The 17,903-nt window shown below is 74.9% G+C and carries 11 protein-coding genes and 1 pseudogene; 7 read left to right on the plus strand and 5 right to left on the minus strand.

Going from position 1 to position 17,903, the window contains the following annotated elements:
• Positions 1-48: 48 nt before the first annotated feature.
• The 3 genes from recQ (at position 49) to ACIBAD_RS20310 (ending at position 8,002) form a co-directional block, all read left to right on the plus strand.
• The gene (recQ, locus tag ACIBAD_RS20300) at positions 49-2,058 is read left to right on the plus strand and encodes a DNA helicase RecQ (RefSeq protein WP_398907941.1); all 2,010 of its coding nucleotides are present in this window, start codon (positions 49-51) and stop codon (positions 2,056-2,058) included.
• Between the two features lie 566 nt (positions 2,059-2,624).
• Positions 2,625-5,861, plus strand: a complete 3,237-nt coding sequence (locus tag ACIBAD_RS20305; RefSeq protein ID WP_398907942.1) for a DUF3376 domain-containing protein — start codon at positions 2,625-2,627, stop codon at positions 5,859-5,861.
• 74 nt (positions 5,862-5,935) lie between these two features.
• Positions 5,936-8,002 carry a SpoIIE family protein phosphatase gene (locus tag ACIBAD_RS20310; protein WP_398907943.1) on the plus strand — a complete coding sequence of 689 codons (2,067 nt, stop codon included), beginning with the start codon at positions 5,936-5,938 and terminating at the stop codon, positions 8,000-8,002.
• Positions 8,003-8,116: 114 nt separating this feature from the next.
• Here the strand turns inward: ACIBAD_RS20310 and ACIBAD_RS20315 are convergent, their stop codons facing one another.
• Both ACIBAD_RS20315 and ACIBAD_RS20320 read right to left on the minus strand, forming a co-directional pair.
• Positions 8,117-10,918 (minus strand): SpoIIE family protein phosphatase, encoded by a 2,802-nt coding sequence (locus ACIBAD_RS20315; RefSeq protein ID WP_398907945.1) that lies wholly within the window; start codon positions 10,916-10,918, stop codon positions 8,117-8,119.
• Positions 10,915-11,913 carry a GlxA family transcriptional regulator gene (locus ACIBAD_RS20320; RefSeq protein ID WP_398907946.1) on the minus strand — a complete coding sequence of 333 codons (999 nt, stop codon included), beginning with the start codon at positions 11,911-11,913 and terminating at the stop codon, positions 10,915-10,917. The genes ACIBAD_RS20315 and ACIBAD_RS20320 overlap by 4 nt, the downstream gene beginning before the upstream one ends.
• Before the next feature lie 82 nt (positions 11,914-11,995).
• Between ACIBAD_RS20320 and ACIBAD_RS20325 the strand changes: the two genes are divergently transcribed.
• Positions 11,996-12,607 (plus strand): cysteine hydrolase family protein, encoded by a 612-nt coding sequence (locus ACIBAD_RS20325; RefSeq protein ID WP_134069989.1) that lies wholly within the window; start codon positions 11,996-11,998, stop codon positions 12,605-12,607.
• Between the two features lie 128 nt (positions 12,608-12,735).
• On the opposite strand, the gene ACIBAD_RS20330 is transcribed toward ACIBAD_RS20325, so the two are convergent.
• Positions 12,736-13,884: a glycerate kinase gene (locus tag ACIBAD_RS20330; RefSeq protein ID WP_134069987.1), complete on the minus strand. Its 1,149-nt coding sequence runs from the start codon at positions 13,882-13,884 to the stop codon at positions 12,736-12,738.
• A 130-nt stretch (positions 13,885-14,014) separates the two neighbouring features.
• On the opposite strand from ACIBAD_RS20330, the pseudogene ACIBAD_RS20335 reads away from it, so the two are divergent.
• The 3 genes and pseudogenes from ACIBAD_RS20335 to ACIBAD_RS20345 form a co-directional block, all read left to right on the plus strand.
• A pseudogene (locus ACIBAD_RS20335) lies at positions 14,015-14,669 on the plus strand (BCCT family transporter); the annotation flags it as partial.
• 240 nt (positions 14,670-14,909) lie between these two features.
• Positions 14,910-15,410 carry an NUDIX domain-containing protein gene (locus ACIBAD_RS20340; RefSeq protein WP_398907947.1) on the plus strand — a complete coding sequence of 167 codons (501 nt, stop codon included), beginning with the start codon at positions 14,910-14,912 and terminating at the stop codon, positions 15,408-15,410.
• A gap of 35 nt (positions 15,411-15,445) precedes the next feature.
• A complete protein-coding gene (locus ACIBAD_RS20345; protein ID WP_134069983.1) occupies positions 15,446-15,874 on the plus strand; it encodes a hypothetical protein in 429 nt (142 codons plus the stop codon).
• 1 nt (position 15,875) lies between these two features.
• Here ACIBAD_RS20345 and ACIBAD_RS20350 read toward each other — a convergent pair whose 3' ends face one another.
• Together ACIBAD_RS20350 and ACIBAD_RS20355 are read right to left on the minus strand one after the other, a co-directional pair.
• Positions 15,876-16,373: a methylated-DNA--[protein]-cysteine S-methyltransferase gene (locus tag ACIBAD_RS20350; protein WP_134069981.1), complete on the minus strand. Its 498-nt coding sequence runs from the start codon at positions 16,371-16,373 to the stop codon at positions 15,876-15,878.
• Positions 16,374-16,387: 14 nt separating this feature from the next.
• Positions 16,388-17,869, minus strand: coding sequence for an AlkA N-terminal domain-containing protein (locus ACIBAD_RS20355; protein WP_134069979.1), 1,482 nt, complete (start codon positions 17,867-17,869; stop codon positions 16,388-16,390).
• Positions 17,870-17,903: the final 34 nt, after the last annotated feature.

Raw genomic sequence — 17,903 nt, forward strand, 5'->3', positions numbered from 1 at the left:
CCGGCCGATGTGGGCGGGGGTGTCGGTGGGGGTCGCTAGGCTTCTGGGATGAGCCTTGTCGACGCCCCCACCGAGACCCCCGATGCCCTTGAGGTGCTGCACCGCGTCTTCGGATACGACTCCTTCCGCGGCGAGCAGCAGCAGATCATCGAGCACGTGGCCGGCGGTGGCGACGCACTGGTCCTGATGCCCACGGGCGGCGGCAAATCGCTCTGCTACCAGATTCCGGCGCTGGTCAGAGCCGGTACGGGCGTGGTGATCTCGCCGCTGATCGCGCTCATGCAGGACCAGGTGGACGCCCTGACCGCCCTCGGGGTGCGGGCCGGGTTCCTGAACTCGACCCAGGACCCGTACGAGCGGCAGGCCGTCGAGCAGGCCTTCCTCGCCGGCGAGCTGGACCTGCTCTACCTGGCGCCGGAGCGGCTGCGCACCGAGGGCACCCAGCGGCTGCTCGACCGGGGCACGGTATCGCTCTTCGCGATCGACGAGGCGCACTGCGTCGCCCAGTGGGGCCACGACTTCCGGCCCGACTACCTGGCGCTGTCGATGCTGCACGAGCGCTGGCCCAAGGTGCCGCGGATCGCGCTGACGGCGACGGCCACCGAGGCCACGCACGCCGAGATCGCCGCCCGGCTGGGCCTGGCGGAGGGCGAGGCCCGGCACTTCGTGGCCAGCTTCGACCGGCCCAACATCCAGTACCGGATCGCCCCGAAGAACAACCCGACCCGCCAGCTGCTGGAGCTGATCCGCACCGAGCACGACGGGGACGCCGGAGTCGTCTACTGCCTGTCGCGGGCCTCCGTGGAGAAGACGGCCGCCTTCCTGGTGGAGCACGGCATCGACGCGGTCGCCTACCACGCCGGCATGGACTCCCGTACACGCGCGGCGAACCAGGCGCGCTTCCTGCGGGAGGACGGGGTCGTGGTCGTGGCCACGATCGCGTTCGGCATGGGCATCGACAAGCCGGACGTGCGGTTCGTGGCGCACCTGGACCTGCCGAAGTCGGTCGAGGGCTACTACCAGGAGACCGGCCGTGCCGGGCGCGACGGGGAGCCGGCCACGGCCTGGCTCGCGTACGGGCTCCAGGACGTGGTGCAGCAGCGCAAGATGATCGAGGGCTCCGAGGGCGACGAGGCGCACCGCCGCTCCCTGGCCGCGCACCTCGACGCGATGCTCGCGCTCTGCGAGACGGTCGAATGCCGCCGGGTGCGGCTGCTGGCGTACTTCGGGCAGGCGGCCGCCGGGCCGTGCGGCAACTGCGACACCTGCCTGGCCCCGGCCGAGTCCTGGGACGGCACGGTCGCCGCGCAGAAGCTGATGTCCACCGTGTGGCGGCTGGCGAAGGAGCGGCGGCAGAAGTTCGGCGCCGGCCAGATCATCGACATCCTCCAGGGCAAGAAGACGGCCAAGGTCATCCAGTTCGACCACGACGCGCTGTCGGTCTTCGGGATCGGCACGGACCTGAGCACCGCGGAATGGCGCGGAGTCGTACGGCAGCTGCTGGCCTCGGGACTGCTGGCGGTCGAGGGGGACTACGGGACGCTGGTCCTCACGGACGCCAGCGGCGAGGTGCTGGGCGGGCGCCGCAGCGTGCCGATGCGCAAGGAGGCCGCGCCGGCCCCCGCGGCCCGCAGGTCCTCCGGCTCGGGGTCCGGGTCCGGGAAGGCCGGGCGGGTCCCGGTCGACCTGCCGGAGGCGGCCGTGCCGGTGTTCGAGGCCCTGCGCGCCTGGCGGGCCGCGACGGCGAAGGAGCAGGGCGTGCCGGCGTACGTGGTCTTCCACGACGCGACGCTGCGGGAGGTCGCGACCCGGCTGCCCGGCACGGTGGAGGAGCTGGGCACGATCAGCGGCGTCGGCGAGGCCAAGCTGGCCAAGTACGCCGAGGGGATCCTGGCGGCGCTGGCCGGGACGGACGCCGCCGCGGCCCCGTCGACCGGGGCCCCGTCGATCCCGGCCCCGGCCCGGGCTGCGGCGCCGGAGCCCCCGGCCCCGCACGCCGAGGAGGAACCGCCCTTCGACTTCGACGACACGGACCCGCCCTGGGACGACTGGGAGTAGGCCGGGCCGCGGGGGTCCGGTCGCTGCTGGGCCGGCAGGTGCAGCTGAGGTACTGCTCCTGCGCGCTCGCCGATGTCGCCCCCGGGCCGCGGGGAACCAGGAGTTCCCCACGACCGGTTACGCGTCCCCGGGCAGGGGGAGCCGCGCGGATACGGCGCACCGACGCGCTCGACCCGCTGCCCGGCCGGTACGACGACCGGGTGCCGGGGGAGCGCGGACGGGTCCGCCGGCGGCTGCCGCACGCGCCGGAGGCGCTGGGCCGCGGGCCGGCCCCGGGTCGGCCGGCACGCCGGGGCGGTGGAGTCGGCCCTGCCCGCGGTCGGCACCGAACCAGCGCGCGGGAGCGCCCAGCGGGCCCTGCCCCAGGCCCACTTGGCGGCGGGCGGCCTGAGGGAGGCCAGGCGCGCCCACGACACGTACCGCGACCCCCTCACACGCGGACCCGGGGTGGCGCCGGGAAGTGAACTCTCCGGACCGATACGGAACTTCCGCCACTCGGCCACCCGCTCCCGCGAGGTGGCCGCCGCCCGGGTGCGGCGCGCCTGATCCGGGGCCAAGCTGGTGGCATGAGCGACGACCGGCCTCGGCGCAGCACCGAACTGCGCCTGGCCCTCGCGATGCGCGGCGGGGTCAGTCTCGCCGTATGGATGGGCGGGGCCTGTTGCGAGACGGCGGCGCTGCGCATGGCGGCCCAGGAGCCCGCCCCGGACGCCGGGGAACCCGCCCCGGACGCCGGCCTCTACCCGGGGCTGCTGAACGTGTGCGGATACGAGGACGTCGACATCGACGTCCTCGTCGGGACCAGTGCCGGGGGGCTCAACGGCGTACTGCTGGCCTGCCACCTCGTCTACGGGATGCCCTTCGGGCCGGGCGTACGGGACGTGTGGCTGCGCCTGGGCGACCTGGAAGGACTGCTGCGCCGCTCGACGCCGTTCCACGTGCCCGCCTCGCTGATGCGCGGGGACGAGGTCTTCTACGCGGAGCTGCGCGGCGCGCTGGGCCGGCTCATCAACGAGGCCCCGCCCGACTGGCGGCGCCCCTCCTCGCTGCGGCTGATCCTGACGGCCACCCGGCTGCGCCCGCGCCGGGACCGGGTGCGGCCCACCCTCGGCCTGCCGCTGCCGGTCGGCCGCTCCAACGCCTACTTCCGCTTCCGCCACCGCACCTCGCTGACGGACTTCCCCGTCGACGCCACCGGCGTGGCCCGGGAGGCGGCGCTGAACCGGCTGGCCTACGCGGCCCGTACCTCCTCCTCGTTCCCGGGCGCCTTCGAACCGGCCCGGGTGTACCTCGGGAACGGCGCGCAGCCCGTCGAGGAGCCGCCCCGGGTGGACATGCGCGGGGTCAGCAGCGAGACCGGCTACCCCGACGAGAACCTGAACGGCTGCGCCGAACTCATGGACGGCGGGCTCCTCGACAACATCCCCGTCGCCTGGGCCGTACGGGCCGTCGCCGGGGCCCCGGTGGCCCGCAAGGCCGACCGCTGGCTGCTGTTCCTCCAGCCGGTGCCGCCCTTCCCGCCGCCTTCCGAGCCGGGGACCAGCCGGCGCGTCACCCGGCTGGTGCGGATGGCGGTGAAGTCCTTGGCGGTGAAGACCGGTTCGGAGTCCCTGCGCGACGACGCCCTCGAACTGCGCGCCGCAGAGGCCGCGGCCCAGCAGAGGCGGGCCGCCACCGGGGTGCTGCCCCCGACCCTCGCCGAGCTCCAGGACACGGCGACGATCCGGCGGGACGGGTACGCCGACAGGGTCGGCGCGGCGGAGGCGCTGCGCCTCATCAGGCTCCTGGAGGACCCGGCGGACGTGACCGGCCCCGACGCGTTGCCGCTGCCCGCCGGTCCGGGGCCGCTGGAGGTGCTGGACGAGAACGCGGGGGACGGCTCGACCGCACTGTTCGCCCGGCTGCGCGCGGCCTCGCACGAGCTGGCGGTGGGGCCCGCCGAGCTGCCCGGGCCGGGGTACTCGCCGCTGGCCCTGGCGCGTACCGTACGGCTGCTCATGGACTGGCTGGGCGCCTACGAGGACCGCCCCGGGCCGGAGGAGGCGGAGCCGGAGGACGCGGAGCTGGTCGAGGGGTACCGGACGCGGCTGTTCGCGTGCCGCGCCGCCATCGCCACGCTGACCGCCGCCCGGGACCGGCTGCTGCTCGACCGCTACCGGGCCGCCCTCGCCCAGGGGCTGCTCCCCACCGACGTCACGGCCCCGTTCCACGAGGCGACCCGGCTGCTGGGCGCCCTCATGCCGCCGGCGCCCCCGCCCGATGCCGCCCCCGCGCAGTGGGAGACCTGGGCCGCGAACCTCGCGACGGCCGTCACCGGCGGATCCCTGCCGCCGGCCCCCGCGCCGGACCCCGGCCCGCCGCCCGTACCGGGGGGCTTCGAGCACCTGTGGTCGCGGCTGGCGGAACTGGGCCGCAACATCGGCCTGGACCTGGTCCCCGACGTCGAGGGCCACGAGGCGCTCCACGCGGCCGCCCGCGGGGCCGGCCCGATGACCTCCGCGCTCGCGTACGCCGAGGTGCTGCTCGGCCCGCTGCGCCCGGACCCGCTGGCCGAGGCCCCCGACATCGACTTCCACACCGTCTCGGCGGCGAACACCAGCTGGGCCACCCGCAGGGTGCTGCCGGCGGTGGTCCAGGACTCCCCGAAGGAGATGGTCAGGGCCAAGCTCAGCGGCAACCAGCTCAACAACTTCGCCGCGTTCCTCAGCGCCCGCTGGCGGATGAGCGACTGGACCTGGGGCCGCCTCGACGGGGCCGCCTCCCTCGTGTCGGTCGTCGCCACCGACGACCGCCTCCAGGACGCGTTCGGCACCACCACCGACCTCACGGCGCTCGGCGAGGCGGTCGCCGGGGCGACGGGACTCGGCCCGGCGTTCATGGAGCTCTGGGCGCAGGAGGTCGCCGCCCACCCGGGCGCGGACCGCTGGGACCGGGTACGGGACGTGCTCACCGCCGTACGCCAGCACGAGATCCTGCGCGAGGAGCTGCCGTTCCTCGCCGCACTGAACCGCAAGGGCTTCCGGGGCGGCAACAGGCCCCCGGACCCCCCGCTGAACCCGCCCGCCCTGACCTCACCGGCCGAGTTCGACGCCGCGCTGGAGTCCTTCGGCAGGATCGGGGAGGAGGAGGCCGGACAGCTGATCCGGGCGCGGGACCCGCGCCGGGCGGCCCTGCGGACCGGGCTCCTCGCCTGGCCGGCGCTCCAGCCCTCCGGCAAGGCCCGGGCCCGCCTGGTGCAGGGCGTCCTCGGCGCGCTGAAGCCCCTCGTCTACGTCCCGCCCCTGGTCGGCGTGGTGGCCCCGCTGTGGGCGCTGCTCGCGGCCGTGCTGATGTGGACGGGCATCGCCTTCTCCACCGGCCACTGGTCCTCGCTGCTCGCCGACGTCCCGGTCTGCCTGTACGCCATGGTCGCCCTGGCCGCGCTGGCCCGGCAGCGGATCCGGCCGGCCCGGCTGCGCCTTCCCCTCCTCCTGCTCGCCGTGGCCGGGCCGCCGATCGCCCTGTGGCAGCTGCGCGGGCTGCATCCCCCGGACACCGGCCACGGCTACGGCACGGCCCTGATCGTCGGCGCCTGCTTCGCCCTCGCCGCAGCGGCCATGCTGTACGTCGGCACCGACCGGTGGTGGTGGCTGCCGTGGGCCGCCGCGGCCGCGGGAGTGATCGCCGCCCTGATCCAGATCGGCCAGTTCGGCGGAAGCGAACCCAGCGGATGGTGGGCCGCCCTCACCCTCTACGCCGTCCTGTTCTGGACCACCTTCGTCCTGCCCTGGCTGTATCCGAAGCCGCGGACCGGTCCGACCTGACGCAGCGCCCCGTGCCGATGGCTCGGATAGGGTGAATCGGTAGGAATCGGACCCCGCGGGGTGAGGTCGGTGCGGTGGACACATACCAGTCGACGAGCGAAGTCCCGGACCAGCCGGCCGCGGCCGTCGGGTACGCCGGCGTGCTCAGCGAGCTGCTGCCGATCGCGCTGTGGCGGGAGGACGCAGACGGGATCATCGTCGAGTGGTCGCTCGCGGCCCAGGACCTGCTCGGACACCGCCCCGAGGACATCCTCGGCCTCCCCGGCGCCTCCGTACTCGTCCCCGAGCCCAACCACGCGCTCGCCGACGACCTGACGCGGCGGGTCCAGGCGGGGGAGACGGTGGTCGGCACCCTCCCCGTACGCCACCGCGACGGGCACCGCGTCCCCATGGAGATGTGGATCGTCCCCGCCGCCGACCCGCAGGGCCGCACCGGGGCCATGCTGATCGCCGTGGAGACCTCCGAGGTCCTGCGCATGCGGGACTCCCTCGCCGCCCTCCAGAGCCTGTTCACCCAGTCGCCCATCGGCCTCGCCACCCTCGGCACCGACCTGCGCTTCCTGCGCGTCAACGACGCCCTGGCCCGGATGAACGGCGTGTCGGCCGCCGCGCACGTCGGCAAACGGCTCACCGAGGTCGTCCCCGGCGTCAACGCCGCCGCGCTCGAAGCGACGATGCGGCAGGTCCTGGACCGGGGCACCGCCGTCGTCGACGTCCGCCGCACCGGCCGGACCCCGGCCGACCCCGAGCACGACCACACCTGGTCCTGCTCGTACGCACCCCTCCTCGACGGCTCCGGCCGCCCGCTCGGCGTGATCGCCTCCCTCATCGACATCACCGAGAGCCAGCAGGCCCAGGGCGAGGCCGAGCGGGCCCGCCGCCGCTTCGCCGTCCTCGCCGAGGCCGGGACCCGCATCGGCACCACCCTCGACCTCAGCCAGACCGCCCGGGAGATCGTCGAGGTCCTCGTGCCCCAGCTGGCCGACTCGGCCGACGTCCAGCTGCTGGAGACCGTCCTCGCCCCCGACGACGCGGCGGCCACCCACGAGGGCGTGCTCCGCCGCATCGCCGTCGAGTTCCCCGACCCCGAGGCCCCCACCGCCCGGCTGGCACCCGGCCAGACCTTCCAGATCCCGCCCGACTCCGTCTACGAACGGGTCATCGCCGAGGGCCGGCCCATGAACCTGTACCGGTCCGACGTCCATGCGCTGCTCCCCGACCCGCGCGCCGCCGAGCTGCGCGCGTACCTCGCCACCCTCGGCTCGGCCCGGCTGATCCCGCTCCTCGCCCGCGGCACCGTCCTCGGCGCGGTCACCGTGACCCGGACGAGTGACCGCGAGCCCTTCGACGAGCAGGACGGCGTCCTCATCGACGAGGTGGTCGCCCGCGCGGCGCTCAACATCGACAACGCCCGGATGTACACCAACCAGCGGCGGGCCGCCCTGACCCTCCAGCGCAGCCTCAGCAACAGCGCCCTCCCCGAGGTCACCGGCCTGGAGCTGACCGGCCGCTACCTGCCCGCCAGCGACCACGACGTCGGCGGCGACTGGTACGACGTCATCCAGCTGCCCGGCGGCCGCACCGGCCTGGTCATCGGCGACGTCATGGGCCACGGCATCCACGCCGCCGCCGTCATGGGACAGCTGCGCACCGCCGTACGCACCCTCGCCCGTCAGGACGTCTCCCCGACCAGGCTGCTCCGCTCGCTCGACGAGGCCGTCGCCGACCTGGGCGAGGACGAGATGGCGACCTGCGTGTACGCCGTCCACGATCCGGCCACGGGCGGCTGCGTCATCGCCCGCGCCGGCCACCCGCCGCCGGCCGTGGCCACGGCCGGCGGGGAGGTCACCTTCCTCGACGGCCCGCCCGGCACTCCGCTGGGCACGGGCGGGCAGGAGTTCCGCACCGAGGAGGTCGACCTGCCGCCCGGGAGCCTGCTCGTCCTGTACACCGACGGGCTCATCGAGTCCCGCGACCGCGACCTCGACCAGGGCATGGCCCAGCTCGGGTGGGCGCTGCGCGACCCCGGGCAGCCGCTGGACGCGCTGTGCGACGACATCCTGGCGCGGCTGCTGCCCGGGGCCCCGCAGGACGACGTGGCGGTCCTGCTGGCCCGTACGGCGGCCGCCCGGGAGCGCTGACCCCCTGGGCGGTCCCGGACCGGTGGGGCGGGGCTCGTGGGGCGGGGCCCGGCAGGCCCGGCGGGGCCCGGTCCCGGTCCCGGTCCCGGGTGAATCGTTACGCCGCAGGCCCGGTCACCAGGCCAGGTCCTCCAGCGCCGCCAGGTCCGGTTCGGGCAGGGTCGGCTCGGGGCCTCCCGTCAGGGGCAGCTCGGCCCAGATGACCTTGCCGCGCTGCGTGTACCGGGTGCCCCAGCGCTCGGCGTACTGCGCGACCAGGAACAGGCCGCGGCCGCCCTCGTCGGTCGTGGCCGCGTACCGCAGGTGCGGCGAGGTGCTGCTGCCGTCGGAGACCTCGCAGATGAGGCTGCGGTCGCGCAGCATCCGCACCCGGATGGGCGCGTTCCCGTACCGGATGGCGTTGGTGACGAGCTCGCTGAGGATGAGCTCGGCCGTGAACGCGATGTCCCCCAGTCCCCAGGCGGCCAGCTGCGCCGAGCCCGCGTTGCGCACCCGGGAGACCGCCGCCGGGTCGGGCGGCACCTCCCACTCGGCGATGCGGTCCGCCTCCAGCCGCCGGGTGTCGGCGATCAGCAGGGCGATGTCGTCGCTCGGCGCCGGGAACAGCAGTGCGGCCAGTACGTCGGCACAGGCCTGCTCGGGGCTGCGGCCGGGGTGGGAGAGCGTTTCGGCCAGCAGGCCGAGGCCGGTGTCAAAATCCCGGTCGCGGTCCTCCAGCAGGCCGTCCGTGAACAGCACGAGACGGCTCGACTCCGGCAGCCGCAGCTCCATCGCCTCGAAGGGCATGCCGCCCACCCCGAGCGGCAGCCCGGTGGGCAGCTGGAGGAACTCCACGGAGCCGTCCGGCCGGACCAGAGCCGGCCCGGGGTGCCCGGCGCTCGCCATCGCACAGACCCCGGACACCGGGTCGTACAGCGCGTACAGGCAGGTGGCGCCGGTGACGCCGGCCGCCTCGCCCGCCCCCTCCGAGGGGTCCCCGGCGCCCGCGGACTCGTTCTGGTCGATCCGGTGGATCAGCTCGTCCAGGTGCCCGAGCAGTTCGTCCGGCGGCATGTCCAGGGAGGAGAAGTTGTGCACGGCGGTCCGCAGCCGGCCCATCGTCGCCGCCGCGTGCACCCCGTGCCCGACCACGTCGCCGACGACCAGTGCCACCCGGGCGCCGGCGAGCGGGATCACGTCGAACCAGTCCCCGCCCACCCCGGCCTTCGCGGGCAGGTACCGGAAGGCCACGTCCACGGCGGTCTGGTCCGGCAGCACCCGGGGCAGCAGGCTCCGCTGGAGGGCCACCGCCGTCGCGTGCTCCCGGGTGTACCGGCGGGCGTTGTCGATGGACACCGCCGCCCGGGTCCCCAGCTCCTCCGCGAACGACAGGTCCTCCTCCTCGAAGGCCTCCGGGGTGTCGGCCGCCCGCCAGAAGTTCGCCATGCCGAGGACCACCCCGCGGGCCTGCAGCGGCACCGAGATCAGCGAGTGCAGCCCGTACTCCAGGGCCTGGCGGGTCCCGGCCTCGTCCTGGGCCCGCCAGCCCATCGCCGCGTTGAGATCGGGCGCGAGCACCGCGTGCCCGGCATCCAGGGCCGCCGCCATCGGCGCCGTCGGCACCACGAACCGGATGATGTCGCCGACCGGCTGCAGCGGCTGGTCGGTGCGCACCCCACCCATCGCCGCCCGGCGCATCTCCGTGTACGTGCCGGCTGCCCGCGAGGGGGGCTCCTCGCCCTTCAGCACCGGCTCCAGCAGTTCCACGGTCACGAAGTCCGCGAACCGGGGGACGGCCACCTCCGAGAGCTCCTCGGCGGTCCGCACGACGTCCAGCGTGGTCCCGATCCGCACCCCCGCGTCGTACAGCAGCTGGAGCCGCTCCCGGGCCACCTCGGCGCGGCCGGAGAGCGCGGCGAGCTCGGTGGTGTCGCGCAGGGTCATGACGCTGCCGGACGGGTGCCCCCCGTACGGTTTGGTCGGGCGGACGTTGACCGCCAGGAGCCGGTCGCCGGCCAGGTGCACCTCGTCCGTGGCGACCCGCCCGGACACCAGCAGCGAGGTGGTTCGCGCATCGAGGCCGAGTTCGCTCACGTGACGCTGCTCGGCATCGGGCGGCAGGTTCAGCAGCCGCCGGGCCTCGTCGTTGGCGAGCAGCAGCCGCTGGTCGTCGCTGATGATCAGGACGCCCTCGCGGACCGCGTGCAGGACCGCCTCGTGGTGCTCGTTCATCCGGGCCATGTCGGCCTCGCCGAGGCCCCGGGTCTGGCGCCGCAGCCGCCGGCTGACCAGGGCGGCGCCGCCCGTGCCGAGCAGCAGCGCGCCGGCCGCCGCGCCGAGCAGCAGCGGCAGCTGGGCGGCGACCGTGTCGGAGACGGTGGCGACCTCGATGCCGGTGCCGACCAGGCCGACGACCTTGCCGCTCGCGTCCCGTACGGGCACCACGGCGCGGACCGCGTCGCTCGGCGAGCCCGTGTACACCTCGGTGAAGGAGTGCCCGGCCGCGGCGCGCGAGAGGTCCCCGGTGGCCCGTTGGCCGATCAGGTCCGGCCGGGAGTCGGTGTAGCGCAGCCCGTCCGGCGTCATCACGGCGATGAAGTCGACGCCCGCGGCCTGCCGCGCGGCCTCGGCCAGCGGTTGCAGCACGGCCGTCGGATCAGGGGACTTCAGGGCCGCGGGGAGCCCGGGCGCGTGGGCGAAGGCCTCGGCGGCCGCCAGCGAGCGGTGGCGCGCGTCGCGCTGCGTGCCGTACCGCTCCTGGAACACGAGGGCCAGCGCGGCCGCGGTGATCAGCAGGACGACGATGAACGCCATGAGCGCGAAGACCTGACCGGCGACACTGCGGGCGCTCCGGGAGCGGCGCGCGAGCAGGCCCGGGTCGCGCCCGGTCGGCTGCCGGGGCGGCGATCCCCTGGGTCGACCCAAACGTCCGGTCATGAGCCATTTCTAACACTGTCACCGCGATTTGGCGGGGCTGCCGATGTGGCGCCCGCCGTACTGCGGTACGCACGGGGGCTGAGGCCGACGTACGAGGTGAAATGCTGGCGGAAGGTGACCTCGCTGGCGAAGCCCGCCCGCCGGGCCACCTCCGGCACCGGGTGGTCGGTGCGCTCCAGCAGTCTGCGGGCCGCGTCCAGGCGGTGGCCGAGGAGCCAGCGGTGCGGGGTGGTGCCGGTCGCGGCGACGAAATGGCGGGCGAAGGAGCGCGGCGACATCCCGGCCCAGCGGGCCAGTACGGCCACGGACAGCGGCTCGTGCAGATGGCGCAGGGCCCGCTCCCGTACGGCCGCCAGGGCCTCGGCGGTCCGGTCCGCCGACGGGGTGGGCCGGTCCAGGTACTGGGCGTGGTCACCGGTGCGGAACGGACCCGTCACCATGGACCGGGCGACGGCGGCGGCGGCCTCCGCGCCGTGGGCCCGCCGTACGAGGTGCAGGCAGAGGTCGATCCCGGAGGCCACCCCGGCGGAGGTCCACAGCCCTGCGTCCTCCACGTACAGCGGGGCGTCCTCGACCAGTACCGACGGGTGGCGCTCGGCGAGCCGCGGTGCCAGCGACCAGTGGGTCACGGCCCGGCGGCCCGCCAGCAGCCCCGCCTCGGCGAGGATGAACGCCCCGGCGCACAGCGCGGCCACCGGAACGCCCCGGGCGTGCGCCTCCCGCAGGGCGGCGAGGACCGGCTCGGGCGTCGGGTCGGAGGGCTCGGCCAGCGCCGGTACCACGACGAGGTCGGCCTCGGCGAGCCAGTCGAGCCCCCGGTCGGGGGCCAGGGTGAGCCCCCCGGGCAGCGTGATGGGGTCGGCGTCGATGGCGCACCGGCGCAGCTCGAAGCGGGGGACGCCCAGTCGGCTGCGGTCGGGGCCCCAGACCTCGGTGATGACGGCGAGGTCGAAGCTGCGGATACCGGGCTGGACGACGATGGCGACACGATGCATGCTGCCATCCTGGCAGGATCCCATCGGTTCGGGTCCCGGTTGCCGCTGTCGGCGGGCCCGTCCCGCGGAAGACCATGGACCCATGACGAAGAACGAGATCGAACTCGCCCCGAACGCTGCGCTGCTGGTCATCGACGTACAGAAGGGCTTCGACGACCCGTCGTACTGGGGCCCGCGCAACAACCCGGCCGCCGAGGCCAACATCGCCGCCCTGATGGACGCCTGGCAGCACTCCGGCCGCCCGGTGGTCCTGGTCCAGCACGCCTCGCGGACCGCGGGCTCGGTCCTGGCCGCCGACCAGCCCGGCCACGCCTTCAAGGACTTCGTGGCGGACCGGGCGGGGAAGGAGTCCCTGCTGGTCACCAAGACGGTGAACTCCTCCTTCTACGGCACCCCCGACCTGGCCGCGTGGCTCACCGCCGAGGGCATCGGCCAGCTGGTGGTGTCCGGGATCCAGACCAACATGTGCGTCGAGACCACCGCGCGGATGGCCGGCAACCTCGGCTACGACGTCCTCGTCCCGCTGGACGCCACCCACACCTTCGACCTCGCCGGTCCGGAGGGGCTCAGCCTGACGGCCGACGAGCTGGCCACCGCCACCGCCGTCAACCTCCAGGGCGGCGGCTTCGCCCGCGTGGTCAGCACGGCGCAGCTGCTCGCCGCCTCAGGGTCCGCGGCCCAGGCCACCCACTAGGGGGTGTCGTCGAAGGAGCGCCGGCCGCCCGTCCTCCCCGACGAGCCGCCTGCGCGTCCCGGCCGGGAAACGCCGGGGCCCGGCACCCCCGCTCGGGGGGGGCCGGGCCTCGTACGGCCGATCGGAGGTCAGAGGACGTCGGCGGCGATGTTCTGGGCGACCCGCTCCAGCAGGGGACCCGCGTTCGGGATGGACTTGGCCGGGTCGGGCTCCAGGTCCGTCAGCGGGTACGCCTTGCGGATGCCGGCCGCCTCCAGCGCCTCCTGGCCCAGCAGCAGACGGCCGCAGACTGCCACGACCGGCTTGCCCGCCGCGCGGGCAGCGGCCGCCACACCGGCCGGGGCCTTGCCGTGCAGGGTCTGCTCGTCCAGCGAGCCCTCACCGGTGATCACCAGCGTGGCACGCTCCAGCGCCGGGGCGAAGCCCAGCACCTCCAGCATCAGCTCGATCCCGGGCCGGAACGACGCGCCGAGCAGCAGCGCCCCGTACCCGATGCCGCCCGCGCCGCCCGCGCCCGGGGCGGCGGCCAGCCGGCCGGCCTTCTCGCCGATCGACTTCTCCAGCACCACCGCGAAGTGCGCCAGCGCCGCGTCCAGCGCCGCCACGTCCTCGGGCGACGCCCCCTTCTGCGGGCCGTAGACCGCGGGCGCGCCCTTCGGGCCCGTCAGCGGGTTGTCCACGTCGCTGGCCAGGACGAGGTCGACCTCCGCGAAGCGCGGGTCGATCCCGGACAGGTCCGCGGACGCCAGCGCGGCGAGCGCGCCGCCGCCCGGACCGACCGGTTCACCGTTCGCGTCCAGGAACACCGCACCCAGCGCGGCCAGCATCCCCGCACCGCCGTCGGTGGTCGCGCTGCCGCCCACGCCGAAGACGATCGAGCGCGCGCCCGCGTCCAGCGCGGCCTTCAGCAGCTCGCCCGAGCCGTACGTGGTCGCCGTCAGCGGGGCGAACACACCCGCCGGCAGCAGCTGGAGCCCGGAGGCCTCCGCCATCTCGACCACGGCGGTGCCGTCGCGCAGCGCGAAAGCGGCCGTGACCTGCTCGCCGAGCGGTCCGGTGACCCGTACCTCCCGGCGCTCGAACCCGGCCGCCACGGCGGCCGCGACCGTACCGTCGCCGCCGTCCGCGACGGGGAGGGTCTCGATGTCCACGCCCGGTACGGCCTTGCGAAGGCCGGCCGTCACCCGCTCCGCGACCTGAACGGCCGTGAGCGAGCCCTTGAATTTGTCCGCGGCGATGAGCACGCGCGCGGTCTCAGTTACTGCTCCGTCCGTCACCTTGCTAATCCCTTGCTATCGAACAGTGCAGTCGCGCCTCCATGAGCCTATCCGGAGGATCCTCCTATGCCCATGGGTGGCCTGGGTCACACGCGGCGCGCCATCCCCTTAAAGGGGGATATACGCCTGCATGGCGTGGCCGCATGAGCGCGGATTCACTGGAAGAGGCACGTCCGGAGGGCCCAGCCCCGAACCGGACCGTGCCGTCGTCGCCATCGGGGTGATCGCCGTGCTGGCCGTCGTCGCATGGGCGGCGCTCGGCAAGGACTCCTTCGACACGGCGTCGAGCACCGCGCTGGCCTGGGTCCTGGCCAACGTCGCCTGGCTGTTCGCGATCGCCGCCGCCCCCGGCTCGGGCGCCGCCGCCCGCATGGCCCTCGACTACTCCTTCTTCCACTGGACGCTCACCCCCCGGGCGATCTACGGCATCGCCGGCCTCGCCCTCGCCACCTTCCGCAAGCGCCGGGGCAACCGGCTCAGCGCCGCCTTCGTCCCGCTGACGGGGGAGGAGCGCGCGGGCGGCCGGCCCGGCAAGGCCATCGACCTGCTCGCCGTCTTCGCCACCGTCTTCGGCACGGCGACCAGCCTCGGCCTCGGCGCGCTCCAGATCGCCGAAGGGCTCAACATCACGACCGGGATCGAGGACTCCACCGGCGTCGAGCTGATCATCACGCCTCGCTCACCTCGGGCCGACCGTACACATCCTCGACGTGATCCCGGCCAGTGCCGGCAGCTACCTGGGCGAACTGCTGCCCATGGCCACCGGCACAGGCGCCTTCACCGACAGGTCGAGCAGAGCTCCGCGAGGACCCCGGCGCCGGCCCCGCCCGGCACCACGCCCCGCACGGGATGCTCGACGCGGTCACGGCGATCGTCGGCGACGCCCTCACCGAAGCGGGCCCGGTCCGCCACCCGCGCCTGCGCCGACTGGCCGACTCCACCCGCCGCGGCCGCGGCGACCCGCCCCCGCCGGACAGCCCGGAGACGTGATCCCGTCCGGTCGGGCGGCTGGGTAGGGTGGCGGCGTGACCACCACCGATGACTACGCCACCTACATCGCGAGCCTGCCCCGGGTGCTGGCCGGCGCCGCCGCGCTCTACCGGGACGCCGACGGGCGGGTGCTGCTCGTCGAGCCCAACTACCGCGAGGGCTGGGCCCTGCCGGGCGGCACCGTCGAATCGGACCTCGGCGAGTCCCCGCGGACGGCCGCCCGCCGCGAGAGCGCGGAGGAGATCGGCCTCGACCTGCCGCTCGGCCGGCTGCTCGCCGTCGACTGGACGCTGGGCGTGGGCCGTCCGCCGCTGGTCGCCTACCTCTACGACGGCGGCGTCCTCGACGCGGCGCAGCTCGCCTCGATCAAGCTCCAGGAGGCGGAACTGCTCTCCTGGCGGCTGGTCGAGCCCGCCGAACTCACCGCCTACCTCCCCGGATCGCTGGGCCGCCGCACCCAAGAGGCCTACCGGGTCCTGGAGTCCGGCGAGGGCGCCGCGGAGCTGGAGAACGGCAGCCGCCCGGTCTCCTCGTGACACCGGGCTTACTTCGAGCAGGACAGAATCATCTGATGATCACGATGTACGCCTGGCCCAGCACCGCCGACGGGCCCGACGCCCTGCCCATGGTCCACTTCACCACCGAGCAGCAGGAGGGCGGCGAGGTCACCCCCGAGGGGACGCCGGTGTGGCTGTTCGACACCGCGATACGCGAGGGCGGCTGGGCCTCGTTCACCGACTTCGAGGGCTGGTCCGCCCCCGCCGCCGGCTGGCAGGCCTTCTACCGCCGGGAGGACGACCTCCTCGCCGTCACCGGCCCGGGCGCCTGCGAGGGCTGGTACCAGGGCAACCTCGGCGCCGACGCGGACTGGGTGGCGGCGGCCACCGCCCAGCAGAGCGTGGTCCTGCTCGCCGCCCCCGTCCCGCACCCCTCCCTGTACGCCTACGCGGTGGAGGCCGGCGCCGCGTTCGCCCTGCTCGTCCCCCTCGCGCTGGTCTGATCTACAGCGTCGCCGCGCCGGCCTCGAAGGCCAGCAGCCGCACCTTCCGCTCCACGCCGCCGCCGTAGCCGGTCATGCTCCCCGAGGCACCGATCACCCGGTGGCACGGAACGATGATGCTGACCGGGTTCCTCCCGTTGGCCAGGCCCACCGCGCGCGAGGCGTTCGGCTTGCCGAGCTTGGCCGCGAGCTCCCCGTACGACCAGGTCTCCCCGTAGGGGATCCGTGCCAGCTGGTCCCACACGCTGCGCTGGAACGCGGTGCCCTCCAGTCGGACGGGCACGTCGAACTCGGTGAGCTCCCCGGCGAAGTACGCGGCCAGCTGCCGCACGATCTCGGGGAAGGGCTCCTCGGTCGCGGCGACCCGTTCCCCGAAGGACTCCTCGGCCGGCCGGTGCCGCTGCCCGGTCATGTACAGGCCGCTCAGGACGCCGTCCGAGGCGACCAGGGTGAGCGGGCCGTACGGGCTCTCGACGACGGTGTGCTGCTTGGTGCTCATGACGCAATGACTCCTCAGACGGGCAGGTGGTTGATGGGGTGGGCATCGGTGGCCCACAGGTACTGCACGGCGTACGCGCGCCAGGGACGCCAGCCGGCCGCCCGGGCGGTGAGCGCCGCGGGCGTGGACGGCAGCCCGAGCTCCCTCGCGGCCCGCCGGACCCCGAGGTCGGACGGCAGGAAGGCGTCGGGATCCCCCAGCGCCCGCATCGCGATCACCTCGGTGGTCCACGGGCCGAACCCGGGCAGCGCGTTCAGCCGCGCGCGGGCCGCGTCCCAGTCGCTGTCGACGCCGAGCGGCAGCGAGCCGTCGGCCAGGGCGCCGACGAGGGTGGTGAGGGTGGTGCGCCGGCTCGCCGGGAGGGCCAGGGACTCCGGGTCCAGGGCGGCCAGCGCCTGCGGCGAGGGGAACAGGTGGGTCAGCCCGCCCTCGGGGTCGGGGTCGGCCACCGCCTCCCCGTACGAGGTGACCAGCCGGGCGGCGTGCGTACGGGCAGCCGCCGTGGACACCTGCTGGCCGAGCACCGCCCGTACGGCGAACTCCGCCGCGTCGACCGTACGCGGCACCCGGCGCCCCGGGGCCTTGTCCACGAGCGGGGTCAGGAGCGGATCGGCGCGCAGCTGCGCGTCGACGGCCTCCGGGTCGGCGTCGAGGTCGAGCATCCAGCGGCAGCGGCTGATGGCGATGGTGAGGTCGCGCAGGTCGGTGAGGGCCAGTCGGCAGCCGATGTGGTCGGGCCCCGGGGTGAGCGCGACGACCCCGGTGCCGTACGGGAGCCGCAGCGTCCGGCGGTAGGCGCCGGCCCGCCACTCCTCGACGCCCGGCACGGCGGTCGCGGCGAGGTGGCCGAAGAGGTTGTCGGGGTTGAGCGGGGCCCGGTACGGCAGGCGCAGGCTGATCGTCCCGGGCACCTCGGGGACGTGCCGGTTCGCCTTCTCGGCCCGCAGGCGCAGCTCGCCGGGGGCGAGGGCGAAGACCTCGCGGACGGTCTCGTTGAAGGTCCGGATGGAGGAGAACCCGGCGGCGAAGGCGACGTCGCCCATCGGCAGCGCGGAGGTCTCGATCAGCAGCCGGGCCGTCTGGGCGCGCTGGGCCCGGGCGAGGGCGAGGGGCCCGGCGCCGAGCTCGGCGTTCAGCTGCCGCTCCACCTGGCGGGTGGAGTAACCCAGCCGCGCCGCCAGCCCCGGCACTCCCTCGCGGTCCACGACGCCGTCCTGGATGAGCCGCATGGCCCGGGCGACGGCGTCGGCGCGGGCGTTCCACTCGGGGGAGCCGGGGGAGGTGTCGGGCCGGCACCGCTTGCAGGCCCGGAACCCGGCCTGCTGGCAGGCGGCGGCGCTGGGCAGGAAGGTCATGTTCTCGACCTTGGGCGGCACCGCGGGGCAGCTGGGCCGGCAGTAGATGCCGGTGGTCCGCACGGCGGTGAAGAACCATCCGTCGAAGCGGGCGTCCTTCGACTGCACGGCCCTCACGCAGCGGTCGGTGTCGGTGTACATGGCTCCAGCATCCCGGCCCGGACCCCGCCGGGCT

This window comes from Streptomyces sp. NPDC051109 (assembly GCF_044455885.1).
Classification (GTDB): domain Bacteria; phylum Actinomycetota; class Actinomycetes; order Streptomycetales; family Streptomycetaceae; genus Streptomyces.